The organism is Micromonospora sp. I033, from assembly GCF_053890995.1.
The window spans coordinates 13,840-28,665 of record NZ_JBSSLX010000012.1 but is presented as its reverse complement, the minus strand read 5'-3'; the positions used below and the strand labels follow the sequence as shown (position 1 = coordinate 28,665).

19 protein-coding genes and 1 pseudogene are annotated in these 14,826 nt (G+C 73.7%); 14 read left to right on the top strand and 6 right to left on the bottom strand.

The genetic code is table 11. From position 1 onward, the window contains the following. On the bottom strand, positions 1 to 651 hold the full coding sequence (locus tag ACW0Q9_RS03985) for a TetR family transcriptional regulator (protein WP_456178475.1): 651 nt from the start codon (positions 649 to 651) through the stop codon (positions 1 to 3). Between the two features lie 92 nt (positions 652 to 743). On the opposite strand from ACW0Q9_RS03985, the gene proS reads away from it, so the two are divergent. The 12 genes from proS to ACW0Q9_RS03925 all read left to right on the top strand — a co-directional run bounded on the left by proS (position 744) and on the right by ACW0Q9_RS03925 (position 9,023). After that, positions 744 to 2,150, top strand: coding sequence for a proline--tRNA ligase (gene proS, locus ACW0Q9_RS03980; protein WP_456178474.1), 1,407 nt, complete (start codon positions 744 to 746; stop codon positions 2,148 to 2,150). A 1-nt stretch (position 2,151) separates the two neighbouring features. Further along, a complete protein-coding gene (locus tag ACW0Q9_RS03975) occupies positions 2,152 to 2,820 on the top strand; it encodes a DUF402 domain-containing protein (RefSeq protein ID WP_456178473.1) in 669 nt (222 codons plus the stop codon). A 242-nt stretch (positions 2,821 to 3,062) separates the two neighbouring features. Further along, positions 3,063 to 3,521 (top strand): 30S ribosomal protein S16, encoded by a 459-nt coding sequence (gene rpsP / locus ACW0Q9_RS03970; RefSeq protein WP_456178472.1) that lies wholly within the window; start codon positions 3,063 to 3,065, stop codon positions 3,519 to 3,521. After that, positions 3,496 to 3,756 (top strand): RNA-binding protein, encoded by a 261-nt coding sequence (locus ACW0Q9_RS03965; protein WP_030500803.1) that lies wholly within the window; start codon positions 3,496 to 3,498, stop codon positions 3,754 to 3,756. Before rpsP ends, ACW0Q9_RS03965 begins: the two co-directional genes overlap by 26 nt. Then, the gene (gene rimM / locus ACW0Q9_RS03960) at positions 3,756 to 4,298 is read left to right on the top strand and encodes a ribosome maturation factor RimM (protein ID WP_456178471.1); all 543 of its coding nucleotides are present in this window, start codon (positions 3,756 to 3,758) and stop codon (positions 4,296 to 4,298) included. Before ACW0Q9_RS03965 ends, rimM begins: the two co-directional genes overlap by 1 nt. A 16-nt stretch (positions 4,299 to 4,314) precedes the next feature. Next, on the top strand, positions 4,315 to 5,103 hold the full coding sequence (trmD, locus tag ACW0Q9_RS03955; protein ID WP_456178470.1) for a tRNA (guanosine(37)-N1)-methyltransferase TrmD: 789 nt from the start codon (positions 4,315 to 4,317) through the stop codon (positions 5,101 to 5,103). Positions 5,104 to 5,245: 142 nt separating this feature from the next. Beyond that, positions 5,246 to 5,605: a 50S ribosomal protein L19 gene (gene rplS / locus ACW0Q9_RS03950; protein WP_091268704.1), complete on the top strand. Its 360-nt coding sequence runs from the start codon at positions 5,246 to 5,248 to the stop codon at positions 5,603 to 5,605. 193 nt (positions 5,606 to 5,798) lie between these two features. Beyond that, a complete protein-coding gene (gene lepB / locus ACW0Q9_RS03945; protein WP_456178469.1) occupies positions 5,799 to 6,680 on the top strand; it encodes a signal peptidase I in 882 nt (293 codons plus the stop codon). Next, a complete protein-coding gene (gene lepB, locus ACW0Q9_RS03940) occupies positions 6,677 to 7,309 on the top strand; it encodes a signal peptidase I (RefSeq protein WP_456178468.1) in 633 nt (210 codons plus the stop codon). Before lepB (ACW0Q9_RS03945) ends, lepB (ACW0Q9_RS03940) begins: the two co-directional genes overlap by 4 nt. Before the next feature lie 48 nt (positions 7,310 to 7,357). Then, positions 7,358 to 7,849 carry an NUDIX hydrolase gene (locus ACW0Q9_RS03935; protein ID WP_456178467.1) on the top strand — a complete coding sequence of 164 codons (492 nt, stop codon included), beginning with the start codon at positions 7,358 to 7,360 and terminating at the stop codon, positions 7,847 to 7,849. Next, on the top strand, positions 7,843 to 8,703 hold the full coding sequence (locus ACW0Q9_RS03930) for a ribonuclease HII (RefSeq protein WP_456178466.1): 861 nt from the start codon (positions 7,843 to 7,845) through the stop codon (positions 8,701 to 8,703). The genes ACW0Q9_RS03935 and ACW0Q9_RS03930 overlap by 7 nt, the downstream gene beginning before the upstream one ends. Continuing rightward, positions 8,700 to 9,023, top strand: coding sequence for a DUF2469 domain-containing protein (locus tag ACW0Q9_RS03925; protein ID WP_007075222.1), 324 nt, complete (start codon positions 8,700 to 8,702; stop codon positions 9,021 to 9,023). The genes ACW0Q9_RS03930 and ACW0Q9_RS03925 overlap by 4 nt, the downstream gene beginning before the upstream one ends. Before the next feature lie 57 nt (positions 9,024 to 9,080). Here the strand turns inward: ACW0Q9_RS03925 and ACW0Q9_RS03920 are convergent, their stop codons facing one another. Further along, a complete protein-coding gene (locus tag ACW0Q9_RS03920; RefSeq protein WP_456178465.1) occupies positions 9,081 to 10,187 on the bottom strand; it encodes a sulfite oxidase in 1,107 nt (368 codons plus the stop codon). A 20-nt stretch (positions 10,188 to 10,207) separates the two neighbouring features. Further along, positions 10,208 to 10,861 (bottom strand): SAM-dependent methyltransferase, encoded by a 654-nt coding sequence (locus tag ACW0Q9_RS03915; RefSeq protein ID WP_456178464.1) that lies wholly within the window; start codon positions 10,859 to 10,861, stop codon positions 10,208 to 10,210. A gap of 196 nt (positions 10,862 to 11,057) precedes the next feature. On the opposite strand from ACW0Q9_RS03915, the gene ACW0Q9_RS03910 reads away from it, so the two are divergent. Next, on the top strand, positions 11,058 to 11,630 hold the full coding sequence (locus tag ACW0Q9_RS03910) for a murein hydrolase activator EnvC family protein (RefSeq protein ID WP_456178498.1): 573 nt from the start codon (positions 11,058 to 11,060) through the stop codon (positions 11,628 to 11,630). On the opposite strand, the gene ACW0Q9_RS03905 is transcribed toward ACW0Q9_RS03910, so the two are convergent. Beyond that, complete coding sequence (locus ACW0Q9_RS03905; RefSeq protein ID WP_456178463.1) at positions 11,564 to 12,745, bottom strand: aminotransferase class V-fold PLP-dependent enzyme; 1,182 nt, start codon at positions 12,743 to 12,745, stop codon at positions 11,564 to 11,566. The genes ACW0Q9_RS03910 and ACW0Q9_RS03905 overlap by 67 nt on opposite strands. A 212-nt stretch (positions 12,746 to 12,957) precedes the next feature. Further along, positions 12,958 to 13,203 (bottom strand): annotated as a pseudogene (locus ACW0Q9_RS03900) (tyrosine-type recombinase/integrase); the annotation flags it as partial. On the opposite strand from ACW0Q9_RS03900, the gene ACW0Q9_RS03895 reads away from it, so the two are divergent. Next, entirely contained in the window at positions 13,193 to 14,389 is a 1,197-nt protein-coding gene (locus ACW0Q9_RS03895; protein ID WP_456178462.1) for a glycosyl hydrolase, read from the top strand. The pseudogene ACW0Q9_RS03900 and the gene ACW0Q9_RS03895 overlap by 11 nt on opposite strands. A 39-nt stretch (positions 14,390 to 14,428) precedes the next feature. Here ACW0Q9_RS03895 and ACW0Q9_RS03890 read toward each other — a convergent pair whose 3' ends face one another. Further along, complete coding sequence (locus tag ACW0Q9_RS03890) at positions 14,429 to 14,809, bottom strand: VOC family protein (protein WP_456178459.1); 381 nt, start codon at positions 14,807 to 14,809, stop codon at positions 14,429 to 14,431. Between the last annotated feature and the right edge of the window lie 17 nt (positions 14,810 to 14,826).

The following is a 14,826-nucleotide window of genomic DNA, read 5'->3' as shown; positions in this document are numbered from 1 at the left end:
TCAACCCGGCGGTCGGGTGGCGGCCGTGTGGAAGAGGTGGACGGCCAGGTCGGCCAGTTGGTCGGCGGTGTCGTCCACCGGGGACCGGGGGAGCACGATGTGGCTGACCACCAGGCGGACGATGGTGTCGGCGGCGAAGGCCAGGGCCGCCGGGTCGGCCTCCGGCAGGTGCCGGCCGGCCCACTCCAGCAGGGCGGCGGACGACTCGGTGAGCACCAGCTCGGACCGGGTGGTCAGGTAGGGCAGCAGCTCGTCGGAGCCGCCCCGGGCGCTGGTCAGGATCGCCTTGACCAGCGGGTTGTCCGCGGCGGCGGCGAGGGTGTGCCGGATGGCCGCGTACGCGGCGGCCCGCACGTCGGGGCCGTGCGCGTCGAGGGCCGCGCGGACCTCGCCGACGAACCGGTCCACCTCGCGCCGGGCGAGCGCCTCGGCCAGGCCGGCCTTGCTGCCGAACTCGTTGTAGACGGTCTGCCGGCTCACCCCGGCGGTCTCCGCCACCCCGCCCATCCGGACGCCGTCCCAGCCCGCGGCGATCGTCCTCGCGCGGGCGGCATCGACGATCGCGTCCCGCAGCCGTTGCCGCGACGACTCCGGCTCGACGCTTCTGACGCCGCGCGACGACCGCACGCCGTCGTCCGAAAGCTCACCCATCGCCGTCGAAGTCTACGGTCGGCCGGCGCGACACGGCGCGCGCCGACTCCCGGGCGCAGCGGCGGCCCGCCCGCCGCATAGGATGTGCGGTCATGGCACGCGTGCTCACTCCCCGTGCGGAGGACTTTCCCCGCTGGTACCAGGACCTGATCGCCAAGGCGAAGCTGGCCGACAACGGCCCGGTGCGGGGCACCATGGTCATCCGACCGGCGGGCTACGCCATCTGGGAGCGGATGCAGGCCGAGATGGACGCCCGGATCAAGGCGGCCGGCGCGGAGAACGCGTACTTCCCGCTCTTCATCCCGGAGAGCTACCTCAAGCGCGAGGCCGAGCACGTCGAGGGCTTCTCGCCGGAGCTGGCCGTGGTCACCCACGGCGGTGGCAAGCAGCTCGCCGAGCCGGTGGTGGTCCGCCCCACCAGCGAGACGGTGATCGGCGAGTTCATGGCCAAGTGGATCGACTCCTACCGGGACCTGCCGCTGCTGCTCAACCAGTGGGCGAACGTGGTCCGCTGGGAGCTGCGCCCCCGGATCTTCCTGCGCACCAGCGAGTTCCTCTGGCAGGAGGGGCACACCGCGCACGCCACCCGCGAGGACGCGCGCGCCTACGCCCGCCGGATCCTGCACGAGGCGTACGAGGACCTGATGGTCAACGTGCTGGGCATCCCGGTGGTGGTCGGCCTGAAGACCGCCCGCGAGCGCTTCGCCGGCGCCACCGCCACCTACACCTGCGAAGGCATGATGGGCGACGGCAAGGCGCTCCAGCTGGGCACCAGCCACGAGCTGGGCCAGAACTTCGCCAAGGCCTTCGACATCAGCTACTCCTCGGCCGAGGGCGGCCGGGAGCACGCCTGGACCACCTCCTGGGGCACCTCGACCCGGATGCTCGGTGGCCTGATCATGTGCCACGGCGACGACAACGGCCTGCGGGTGCCGCCGAAGCTGGCGCCGGTCCAGGCGTACGTGATGATCGTCAAGGACGGCGAGGGCGTGGGCGAGGCGGCGGCCAAGCTCCGCGACGCGCTGCGCGACGCCGGGATCCGGGTCGCGCTGGACGACCGGACCGACACCGCGTTCGGTCGCCGCGCCGTCGACGCCGAGCTGCGCGGCTACCCGGTGCGCGTCGAGGTCGGCCCCCGCGACCTGGCCGCCGGCAACGCGGTGGTGGTCCGGCGTACGGACGGCTCGAAGGCGCCGGTCCCGGTCGCCGACGTGGTGGGCGCGGTGCTCGCCGCGCTGGAGGCGGACCAGCAGGCGCTGCACGACCAGGCGCTGGCGTTCCGGCAGTCCCGCACCGTCGAGGTCGGCACCCTCGCCGAGGCGATCGAGGCGGCCGCCACCGGCTGGGCCAAGGTGCCGTGGTCGGCGGTCGGCGTCCAGGGTGAGGCCGAGGCGAACGGCCAGGGCGTCACCGTCCGGTGCCTGCTGCGGGCCGACGGCTCGGTGCCGGACTCCGAGGACGAGCCCGACCTGGTCGCCGTCCTGGCCCGCGCCTACTGAGGTGCGGCCGGGCGACCCCGCCGTCCGGTTCGCGCCGGGTCGGCTGATCCTGCACCGGAACGTGCGGCACGGCCGGATCGGCTGGGTCCGGCCGGCCCGCGTCGTGTGCGACGACGAGCGCGGCCTGCTGCTCTGGGTGGCCCGGAACACCCCGGTCGCGCACGAGGTGACCGAGGCAGGGCTGGGCATGCGGGCGGTGCCCTTCGCCGAGTGGGTCACCTCCTCCTACCGGCTGGCCCGGGGCCGCTGGAGCGGGCCGCCGGTGCTGAAGTTCCTGCCCAGCGGCGCCGCCCACTCGGTCTGGTGGTTCCGGGACGCGCGCGACCGCTTCCAGAACTGGTACGTCAATCTGGAGGAGCCCGGCGTCCGCTGGGACGACGGCCCGGTGGCCGGGGTCGACATGGTCGACCAGGACCTCGACGTGGTGGTCCATCCGGACCTGAGCTGGGAGTGGAAGGACGAGGACGAGTTCCTCGAACGCCTCGCCTTTCCCGAGCACTACTGGGTCACCGACGAGAAGGCGGTCCGGGCCGAGGGGGAGCGGGTGATCCGGATCGCCGAGGCCGGCGAGTTCCCCTTCGACGGCACCTGGTGCGACTTCACCCCGCCGGCCGACTGGGACGTACCGGACGAACTGCCGCCCGGCTGGGACCGGCCGCCGGTGCGCTGAGCGGGTGTCGTTCGTCACCGTCGCGGGCGACCCGGGTGAGCTGTCCGGGTCCGGTGTGAGAGATCGGGGCCGGACATGGCAGAATGGGTCGCTGGTATCCGGCGCGCGTCCGGCGCCCTCTAACCCGGGCGTGTCGCCAGTTAACCGAGCAGTCTCCGGCCCAACCCCACTGTGCCGGTCGGCGCTCACCCGCCACACCGCCCGCACCGGGCCGGTGAGATCGCAACAGGAGCGAAACAACTGTGGCCGTAAAGATCCGGCTCCTGCGGATGGGCAAGATCCGCAACCCGCAGTACCGCATCGTCGTCGCCGACTCGCGCACCAAGCGTGACGGTCGCGCGATCGAGTTCGTCGGTGTGTACCAGCCGAAGGAGGACCCTTCGGTGATCGAGGTCAAGTCGGAGCGGGTCCAGTACTGGCTGTCGGTCGGCGCGCAGCCGAGCGAGGCCGTGCAGCGCCTGCTGGAGCTGACCGGTGACTGGCAGAAGTTCAAGGGCCTGCCGGCCCCGCCGCCGCTGAAGGTCGCCCCGGAGCGGGCCGACCGCAAGGCGACGTACGAGGCCGAGGCGAAGGCCGCCGCCGGCGTGGCGGAGACCCCGGCTCCGGCCAAGAAGGCCGCCAAGGCCCAGGCCCCGGCCGCCGAGGCCGAGGCGCCGAAGGCCGAGGAGCAGACCGGTGCCGAGTCCGGCGAGCAGGCCTGACATGGCACTGCGTCCCGCCCTGGAGCACCTGGTCAAGGGGATCGTCGACCACCCGGACGACGTCCGGGTGCGCATGGTCGACTCCCGTCGGGGCAAGCGGCTCGAGGTCCGCGTGCACCCGGAGGACCTCGGCACGGTGATCGGGCGGTCCGGCCGGACCGCCAAGGCGCTGCGCCAGGTGATCGGCTCCATCGGTGGGCGCGGGGTGCGCGTCGACATCGTCGACTCGTACTGATGCTTCTCATCGTCGGCCGGATCGGTAAGCCGCACGGCATCCGCGGTGAGGTCACCGTGGAGGTGCGGACCGATGAGCCCGAAGCACGCTTCGCGCCGGGGTCGGTGCTGGTCACCGACCCCGGCGCGGTCGCGCCTCCGGAGCCCGGCGCCTACCGGGTGCCGGACAAGTTGACCATCGAGTCGGCCCGCTGGCACCAGGGGCGGCTGCTGGTCGCCTTCGAGGGCGTGCTGGACCGCAACGTCGCCGAGGCGCTGCGCGGCACCCTGATCGGCGTGGACAGCGCCGACGTCGCTCCGCCGGCGGACCCGGAGGAGTTCCTCGACCACCAGCTGGTCGGCCTGGCCGTGGTGACGCCCGACGGCGAGCGGCTGGGCGAGGTGGCCCGGATCGACCACGCCCCCGCCTCCGACCTGCTGGTGCTGCGGCGCCCCGACGGGCGGACCGCGCTCATCCCGTTCGTCAAGGCGATCGTGCCCGAGGTCGACGTCCCGGGCGGACGCGTGGTGGTGGAGCTGCCCGGCGGGCTGCTCGACCTCTGACTGGAGCCCCGCCCTCATGCGCGTCGACATCGTGTCGATCTTCCCGGAATACTTCGCCCCGCTGGACCTGTCGCTGATCGGCAAGGCCCGGGCGAGCGGCACGCTGCGGCTGGCCGTACACGATCTGCGGACCTGGACCCACGACGTGCACCGCACGGTCGACGACACCCCCTACGGCGGCGGTCCCGGCATGGTGATGCGGCCCGAGCCGTGGGGCGAGGCCCTCGACGCCCTGGCCCCCGACGAGCTGAGCCCGGACGGGCACACCCTGCCCCGGTTGCTCGTCCCGTCGCCGGCCGGCGTCCCGTTCACCCAGGCCATGGCGCACGAGCTGGCCGCCGAGTCGCACCTGCTCTTCGCCTGCGGCCGCTACGAGGGCATCGACCAGCGGGTGCTCGACCACGCGGCGACCCGGATGCGGGTGACCGAGGTCTCCCTCGGCGACTATGTGCTCTTCGGCGGCGAGGTGGCCGTGCTGGTCATCCTGGAGGCGGTCACCCGGCTGCTGCCCGGTGTGCTCGGCAACGCCGGCTCGCTGGACGAGGAGTCGCACGCCCACGGGCTGCTGGAAGCCCCGATGTACACCAAGCCGGCGACCTGGCGCGGGCACGAGGTGCCCGAGGTGCTCCGCTCCGGCGACCACGGGAAGATCGCTCGCTGGCGCCGCGACGAGGCGCTGCTGCGCACGGCGGGCCGCCGCCCCGACATGATCGCCGCGCTGCCGCCGGAGAGCCTGGACAAGCGGGACCGCGCGGCGCTGGACCGGGGTGGATTTCAGTCGCCGGCGGGGGATGTGGCAAAGTAGAGGGGTTGCCGCATCCGTCCACGCCGTGGGCGGCTGCGAGGACCCTCGACCGGGGTCGGCTCCGCCGGCACCACCCGGGGGTCAGAATCACCCATCCGCGCATCGACTGACGGTGCGCCGTGAGCCTCACGAGGACACAGCGATGAACATCCTGGACGCCCTTGACGCCCAGTCGAAGCGCGTTGACATCCCCGACTTCCGCGCCGGTGACACCGTGAAGGTGCACGCGCGGGTCGTCGAGGGTAACCGGTCCCGGGTCCAGATCTTCCAGGGCGTCGTCATCCGCCGCCAGGGTGACGGTCTGCGCGAGACCTTCTCGGTCCGCAAGGTCAGCTTCGGCGTGGGTGTGGAGCGCACCTACCCGCTGAACAGCCCAGCGCTCGACCGGATCGAGGTCGTGACCCGCGGTGACGTGCGGCGCGCCAAGCTCTACTACCTGCGCGAGCTGCGGGGCAAGAAGGCCAAGATCAAGGAGCTGCGCGAGAAGCAGCCGGCGAGCTGAATTTCCCCTCGCCACGCCGCCTGACCTGTGCGGATGTCGTATCGACCGGAGCGCATTACCCTGGTCGTACGGGCGCCGGGGGATGGCGCGCCGCGCCCACTCGACGCGGTGTCACAGCGGTCCACTACCGCCCGTGGGGTCTCTCCTGGAGACTCCCGGGCGGTAGTGTCGTTTCCGCGGACCGGAGAGTGGCATGGTGCAGATGCTTGACGAGGACGGCACCGTCGACCCGTGGCGCCGGCGGGCCCGGCGTACCCGCCGGCAGATGCCGCTCTGGCAGGAACTGCCGCTCCTCCTCGTCGTCGCCTTCTGCCTCGCGGTGCTGATCCGCACCTTCCTGCTCCAGGCGTTCTTCATCCCGTCCGGGTCGATGGAGAACACCCTGCTCATCGGCGACCGGGTGCTGGTCAACAAGGTCGTCTACGACGTCCGCGACCCGGTCCGCGGCGAGGTGGTGGTCTTCCGGGGCACCGACCGGTGGGTCGCCCAGGAGGCCCCGGCGCCGCCGACCAACTTCGCCGGCAAGGTCGGCCGCACCCTCGGTGACCTGGTCGGCATCAGCCGCCCCGGCGAGAAGGACTTCATCAAGCGGGTCATCGGAGTGCCCGGCGACAAGGTCTGGTGCTGCGACAAGGGCCGGGTCGTCGTCAACGGCGTGCCGTTGGACGAGCAGGGGTACGTCTCCGAGGACTCGCCGGTCGAGCTGCCGCCGAACCCGAAGGAGTGCCGGTCCCGGCAGTTCACCGAGATCGTCGTGCCGCCGGGGCAGATCTTCGTGATGGGCGACCACCGGCTGGTCTCCCAGGACGCCCGGTGCCAGGGTCCGGTGCCGATCGACAACGTGGTCGGCCGGGCCTTCATGATCGTGTGGCCGTCCCAGCGGTGGACCACGTTGCCGGTGCCGGAGACCTTCGCCGACCTGCCGCAACCCAACGCCGCGCCGGCCCGGCCGGCCCCGGTGGACCCCGACCCGGTGGGCGGCGTCGTCCTGATCCTGCCGGTCACGGCCGCCCTCTCCGTTCTCGCGCGTTCGGGGCGACCGCGCCGGGGCCGGGGACGTAGGCTCCACCCGTGATTGACGAGCAGACCGAGAAGCCACGCAGCTCCTTCTGGAAGGAGCTGCCCATCCTCCTGGGCGTGGCGATCCTGGTCGCAGTGCTGGTTCGTGCCTTCGTGCTGCAGACCTTCTTCATCCCGTCCCCGTCCATGGAGAACACCCTCAAGATCGACGATCGGGTGCTGGTCAACAAGCTGGTCTACGACTTCCGCTCGCCGCACCGGGGTGAGGTGGTCGTCTTCAAGGCGCCCACCGAGTGGAGCGGCAACCCGGAGGGCGAGGACTTCATCAAGCGGGTGATCGGGGTCGGCGGCGACCACGTGGTCTGCTGCGACCGCACCGGCCCGCAGGAGCGGCTGATCATCAACGGCAAGCCGATCGACGAGCCGTTCATCTTCCCCGGCAACAAGCCCGCCGACCAGGACTTCGACATCACCGTGCCGGAGGGCCGGCTCTGGGTGATGGGCGACCACCGGGAGGCCTCCGGAGACTCGCTGGAGCACTGGCAGCAGTCCGGCGAGGACATCACCGAGGCCACCATCCCGGAGGACCAGGTGGTCGGTCGGGCCTTCACGATCTTCTGGCCGGTCAGCCGGGCGGGCTGGCTCAGCGTGCCCGAGCAGTTCGACGGCATCCCCAATCCCTGACCCCAGAGGGCGTGGGCGTTCGTCGGAGGCGTCTGGCAGGCTTGGGCGGTGACCGTCTACACCCCTCGTCGCGCGGCCCGGGTGCTGCTCGTCGACGCGTCCGACCGGGTGCTGCTGTTCGAGGGCAGTGATCCGGCCCGGCCGGGCCACCGCTACTGGTTCACCCCCGGCGGCGGCCTCGACCCCGGGGAGACGCCCGCCGCGGGCGCGGCCCGCGAGCTGGCCGAGGAGACCGGGCTGCGGCTCGCCCCGGCCGAGCTGGGCGCGCCGGTCTGGGCGGAGACGGTCGAGTTCCCGTTCGACGGGGTCTGGTACCGGCAGGAGCAGGAGTTCTTCCTGGTCCGGGTGCCGACCTGGGAGGTCGACACGGCCGGCTTCAACGAGATCGAGCGGGCGACCATGCACCGGCACCGCTGGTGGGCGGCCGACGAGTTGGCCGCCGGCGACGAGCGCTACTACCCCGACGATCTTCCTGCCGTGCTGGCCCGGGCGCTCGGCGCCGGTGTGTCGCCGGCGGGGGACGGTGGTGCGGCGTGCTGACGCCTCCGCGCACCGTGGTGCGCCGCGACGGCGGCCTCTACGCGCTGGAGCGGGCCCTGCAACGGCGCGGCTTCCGGCACGTGGCCGGCGCCGACGAGGCCGGCCGGGGCGCCTGCGCCGGGCCGCTGGTGGCCGCCGCCGCGGTGCTGCCCGAGGGGCGGCGCGGTGAGATCGACGAGCTGGCCGACTCCAAGCTGCTCACCCCGGCGGCCCGGGACCGGGTCTACGACGAGGTGGTGGCACGCGCCCTGGCGTACGCGGTGGTGGTCATTCCCGCCGAGGAGGTCGACGCGCGCGGGCTGCACGTGTGCAACCTGGCCGCCATGCGACGGGCGCTCGCCTCGCTGACCACCCGGCCGGAATACGTGCTGACCGACGGCTTCGGCGTGGACGGGCTGGACGTGCCCGGGCTGGCCGTGTGGAAGGGGGACCGGGTGGCCGCCTGCGTGGCGGCGGCGAGCGTGCTCGCCAAGGTCACCCGGGACCGGATCATGGTGGAACTGGACGAGCGGCACCCGGGCTACGGCTTCGCCGAGCACAAGGGCTACATCACGCCGGAGCACAGCGCCGCGCTGCGCGAGCTGGGGCCGTGCCGGGAGCACCGCTTCTCGTACGTGAACGTGGCCACCGTCTCCGGACGCGACGGGCGGCCGCCCCGCTCGCGCCGGCCGGCCGCCGGCAGCCCCGACGAGGCGCTCTTCGGCCCCCCGGAGGAGGCGTTCGCCGATGGCCCGGACGAGCCGATGGAGCGCTCCGGCGCGCCAGGGGGTACCGTCGGCGTGGCGTTGGGCGAGCAGCCGCGACCTCCGGCGCCGGTGGGGGAAGATGTGGTCATGGAAGGCGGAGTGCGATGAGCGCGGAAGATCTCGAGAAGTACGAGACCGAGATGGAGCTGCAGCTCTACCGGGAGTACCGCGACATTGTCCGCCAATTCTCCTACGTGGTGGAGACCGAGCGCCGCTTCTACCTGGCCAACCAGGTCGACCTGCACGTGCGCAACTCGGACGGCGAGGTCTACTTCGAGGTCGAGATGCACGACGCCTGGGTGTGGGACATGTACCGCCCCGCCCGATTCGTTAAGAATGTCCGGGTAATGACGTTCAAGGACGTCAATGTGGAAGAGCTCGAAAAGCCCGACATCTCGCTTCCCGCAGACTCCGGATTCGGCGGCTGATCCGACCTGACCTGAGCGGCCGGCGGGCCCTCCGGCCCGCCCGCCGCCCGAGGCGGATCATTCCGCCAGCACGACCACCTCGACCCGCTGCACCAGATTGTTCGCGAACCCACCCCGGTTCCACGGCTGCTCGACCGGCTGGGTCCGCCCGGAGGCGTCGACCGCCCGGGCGCCGAGCACGTGCCGCCCCGGCGTCGCGCGCCACGACACCTGCCACCGCCGCCACGCCCACTCGCCCCCGGTGGGCTCGTCCAGCGTCGCCGGCACCCACGTCGTACCGCCGTCGAAGGTCACCTCCACGGCCGTCACCGGCGCGTGGCCCGACCAGGCCCGCCCGTCCACGGTGCACGGCCCCGGCCGCAGCACCCGGGTCCGCGACATGAAGTCCGGGAAGCCCGGTGGGCGCACCAGGGCCCGGGGCTCGATGCGGGTCACCGGCACGCCCGGGTCGTCGGCGTCCTGCCGCAGCCGGTACGCCACCGCGTTCTGGTAGCCGTCGAACGGCTCGGTCAGCACCCGGATGTCGCGCAGCCACTTGACGTGCGCCATGCCGTACCAGCCCGGCACGATGAGGCGCAGCGGCGCGCCGTGCTGCGGCAGCAGGGGAGCGCCGTTCATCTCGTACGCCAGCAGCACCTCCTCGCGCAGCGCGTCGGTCACCGGCAGCGCCCGCTGGTAGTCCTGCTCGACACCGCGCTCCACCCCGTGGTCGGCGCCGGTGAAGACCACGTCCACCGCGTCGGCGGCCAGCCCGGCCTCGCGCAGCAGCGGGGCCAGCGGGGTGCCGGTCCACTCGGCGTTGCCCACCGCCTCCACGAGCCACGGCTGGCTGACCGGGCGGGGGTGCAGCAGGGCCCGCCCGTTCCCGGCGCACTCCAGGGTGACCCGGTGGGTGACCCGGGGCCGCTCCCGCAGCGCCGCCAGGTCGAGGCGGAGCGGACGCTCGACCGCGCCGCCCACGGTCAGCGCGTGCGCCGCCGGGTCGACGTCCGGGATGTCGTAGTGGATGAGCAGGTAGTGCAGCCCGGCCGGAGTCACGTCGTAGCGCAGCGCCTCCAGCGGGATGCCGTGGTTGCGCGCGGCCAACTGGAGTTCCTCGGCGCTGATCGCCTCGTCCGGCCCGGCGACCCGGGAGGGCCGGCTGACGTCGTCCACAGTGGTCATTGTTCTGCTCCTCGGCCTGCTCAGGGGTGGGTGAGGCGGTCGTAGCCGATGAACTCGAACATCGCCGCGCCCGGCTCCAGCGGGCGGGGCGGGCCGGTGCGGCGGTGCACGCCCACCCCCACCCCGTCGGCGGGGCTGCTCACCGCGACCGGCGCGAACCCCTCCTCCGCGAACCAGTCGCAGATGGCGGGCACCAGGTCCGGCTCCCGGCGGTGCCGGGTCCAGAAGACCGTGCCGCCGGTGGCGCAGAGCGAGGCGCAGTGCCGCACGGTCGCCCGGATGTCGGCGTCGGTGATGTTGCCGAAGATGCCGCAGGCCAGGACGAGGTCCGCCGGCACGAGATCGGCGTAGCGGTCGGTGAGCGCCGCGTCCCCGACCACCACCACCTCCACGCCGGTCAGCCGCGCCTCGGCGGCGGCGTGCCGGGCCACCTCGGCGTTGCGCGGGTCCAGCTCCACCAGGCGGGCCGTGACGTCCCGGCCGCGCGGGTGGGTGGCGAGCACCGGGATCAGGTCGCGCCCCTGGCCGGCGCAGAGGCTGATGGCCCGCAGCGGCCCGGGCGGCGCGCTGTCCAGCGCCTCCGCGACGCGGCCGCGCACCTCGGCGAGACGGCGGGACAGCGAGGAGTCCGGCTGGTCGTAGTCGGTGTGCCAGGCGTACCAGTCCTTCGTCACGCGGCCAGCATAGGGCGCGCGCCGATAGCAGATCCGTCCCGCACGTGGGGGTGCGTCCACAGCCGGTCGGCTGTCCACAGTGGGGGTCTTCCGGTGGCCGCGGAAGGTGGTGCCGGGCGGCAGAGTGCGGGGCGTGTGGATCCTGTCGAGCCGGGCCGGCGTGGCCCTCGTGGCGTTGCTGCTCGTCGCCCCGGCCATGCCGGTGCCGCCGCCGTTGTCTCCGGGTCCGGTGCCGCCGGGCTCGCCCGGGTCGCCGGTGGTCGGCGCGCCCGCGGCGCGGTTCCGCTGGCCGCTGCCCGGCACGCCCCGGGTCGTGCGGCGGTTCGACCCGCCGCCGCAGCCCTGGCTGCCCGGCCACCGCGGCGTGGACTTGGCCGCCACCCCGGGCGCCGAGGTGCGGTCGGCGGGCCCCGGGGTGGTGCTCTTCGCCGGCACGGTGGCCGGGCGGCCGGTGGTCACCGTCGGGCACGCCGACGGGCTGCGCACCACCTACGAGCCGGTCCGCCCCAGGCCGGCGGCCGGTGCCCGGGTCGCCGCCGGCACGCCGATCGGCCTGCTGATCGCCGGCCATCCCGCCTGCACCGTGGCGGCGTGCCTGCACTGGGGGCTGCGCCGGGGTGAGGAATACCTCGATCCGCTCGCCCTGCTCGGGCTCGGCCCGGTCCGGCTGCTGCCGCTCGACGCGCCGCCCGCCAGCGGGGCTCAGCCCTGGGCGAGCAGCGTGGGCAGCCGGAGGGCGAGCCGGTCGTACTCGTCGGGGGTGTTGTAGACCTGCCCGCACAGGCGCAGGTAGCCGCGACCGTTCCAGGCGGCGGTCGACACCTCGGCCGAGAGCCGGTCCGCGATCCGGGTGCGCAGCTCCCGGGCCGCGTCCATGGTGGTCGCGACGCCGGGCGGCAGCGGGATCAGCCGCATGGCGACCGTCGGTCCGCCCGGCTCCGGCAGGTCTGCCGGCGCCACCCCGAGCGCATCCCCGACCACCCGTTGCCCGTACGCGGCCAGCGCCGCGTTGTGCGCCCGCACCCGGTCCACGCCGAGGCTGCGCAGGGTGAACAGGCCCACCGGAGCGGCCAGCCAGCCCGTGTAGTCGAGGGTGGCCTGCCACTCCACCCGGGTGGGGAACCCGCTGCCCTGCTCCCAGGAGACGACCAGAGGCTGGATCCGTTCCCGCCACGGCTCGGCGACCACCAGCGCGGCGGTGCCCCGCGGCGCGTACGCCCACTTGTGCAGGTTGCCGACCCAGAAGTCGGCGCCGACCGAGGCCACCGTGGTCGGCAGCATGCCCGGGGCGTGCGCGGCGTCGACCAGCACCGGTATCCCGTGCTCCCGGGCCACCCCGACGATCGCCGCGGTCGGGAAGAGCCGCGCCGTCGGTGAGGTGATCTGGTCGACGATCAGCAGCCTGGTCCGCCCGGGACGCAGGCCGGCCCGGACGATCTCCACCATCTCCTCGTCGGTGGCCGTCAACGGCACCGGCAGCGTCCGGGAGACGGCGCCGGTCCGGGCGCACTCCCGTTCCACCGAGTAGCCCACCGCTCCGTACCCGTGGTCGGTGGTCAGCACCTCGTCGCCGGGACCCAACGCCAGCGACTGGAGCACGATGGCCGCGCCGGTGGTGGCGTTGCCGACCAGGGCGGTGCCCTCCGGGTCCGCGCCGAGGAACGTGGCCAGGTGCCGCCTGGTGTGCGCGATCCGGTCGACCAGGCCCTGGGTGAAGAAGCGGAGCGGGTTGGCCTCCATCTCGTCGCGCAGGCGCTGCTGGGCGCGCTGCACGGCGATCGGAACCGCGCCGAACGACCCGTGGTTGAGATGGCTCACCGACGGGTCGAGGGAGAAGAGCAGCCGAGCCCCGGGGATCGGCTCGGGCGGCCGCGGAACCGTCATCGGCCGATCGTAGCCCTCCGTGGATCATCAACCCGCCGCTTCCCGTCGGCCGCGCCAGGCCGTCCCGTGGCGCGCCGCTGTGCGGTCGGCCGCCCGAGTGCCTGCCGTCGGGCCGACGGTGTGGTCGGCCCCCCGCGTGCCTGCCGTCGGGCCGACGGTGTGGTCGGCCGCCCGAGTGCCTGCCGTCGGGCCGACGCCCTGCCGCGGTGCGGTCAGGCTCGCGGGTGCGCCTGCCGGTACGCCGCCCGCAGCCGCTCGACCGAGACGTGGGTGTAGATCTGGGTGCTGGCCAGTGAGGAGTGCCCGAGCAGCTCCTGCACGGCGCGCAGGTCCGCGCCGCCCTCCAGCAGGTGGGTGGCGGCCGAGTGCCGCAGCCCGTGCGGCGTCACCCGGGGCAGGCCGGCCGCCTCGGCGTAGCCGGCGACGATCCGGCGGGCGGTCGTCGGGTTGAGCCGGCCGCCCACCCAGGCCGCGGCGATCGCCGAGTACTGGTTCGACGTGCACGACGAGAACTTCCCGGCCGGCTTCGCCCATCGGACCGTCGGCATGGTGTGGGGCGACGGCGGTTCCTACGCCACCTGGTTCTCCGCCGAGCCCGAGATGATCCAGGGCATCAACATGCTGCCGATCACCGGCGGCCACCTCTACCTCGGCGACGACCCGGCGTACGTGCGGGCCAACTACGCCGAGCTGGTCACCAACAACGGGGGCCCGCCGACCGTCTGGCAGGACGTGCTCTGGGAGTTCCTCGCCCTCGGCGACGGCGACCAGGCGCTGGCGAACCTCCGGGCGAACGGCGGCTTCACGAGCGAGGAGGGCGAGAGCCGGGCGCACACCTTCCACTGGATCCGCAACCTGGCCGCACTGGGCACGGTGGACACCTCGGTGACCGCCGACCACCCGCTCGCGAAGGTGTTCCGCAAGGGCACGGCCCGCACGTACGTGGCCTCGAACATCACCGCCCAGCCGCGGACCGTGACCTTCTCCGACGGCACCCGGCTGGCCGTGCCGGCCGGGAGGACCGCCACGTCCGGCGCGTACAGCTGGAGCGGAGGCGCCGCCACCGGCGGCGTGGTCGTCCCGACCGGACCGCCGCCGACCTCGGCGTCACCCACCCCGACCACGGCGAGCCCCGCACCGACCAGCCCGGGTGCGACCACCACTCCCCCGGTGCTGAGCGCCACCCGGTACCTCGGTGCCGGTGGGACGCTGGGCGGCACGGCCGGGACGGCCGGGACCGTCGCGGTGGCCGCGGCCAACGGCAACCACGACGGCACGCCGACCAACCCGCAGGTCTTCACCGCCACCGGCCTCACCGGCCGGTACGCCGGCGGCCGGACCCGCTTCGACCTGTTCCTCGACGCCGGCACGACCGTCGGGAACGGCACCCAGGTCCGGGTCTCCTACGACCTGACCGGCGACGGCAGCGTCGACCGGGTGGAGACCTACCGGTACTTCGCCACCGACCCCGTCACCGGCTGGGAGCACTACACCGAGGCCAGCGGCCTGCACTCGGCGACGGGCACGCTCGGGGACCTGGCGGGCGGGACGGTGAAGGTCGAGGTGTGGAGCGCCATCGGCGGCGCCGCCACCACCCTCGGCACCGGCAACCGGTCGACGCTCACCCTTCCCTACACCTCCTGACGAGACGGCGCCCCGGCCGACGGCGGCCGGGGCGCCCGCTCAGTCCCAGCGGGTGGCGGTCGCGGCGAACAGGTCCGGGTCGCTGGCCACCGGGATCACGCAGAGCAGGTGACCGCCCGGCGCCCGCAGCACGTGGCAGTCGAGCCAGCGGGATACCGGCGTGGCGCCGAGGCGGACCAGCCGGTCGACCTCGGCGGCCACGTCGTCGGTCTCGATGTCCAGGTGGTGCCGGGGCGCGTCGTCCACCGACTGCACCGCGATGACCAGCCCGGGCACCACGTCGACCAGGTCGGTGAACTGCGGCTCGGCCGGGTCGCTGCGGGTGGGTGCGCCGAGCGCCGCCGACCAGAACCCGGTCGCCGGGCCGGCGGCCTCGCGGGGCGCGTCGACGATCAGCGCGTACAGCCGGGAGCGGTGCATCCACCGAGCCTAACCAC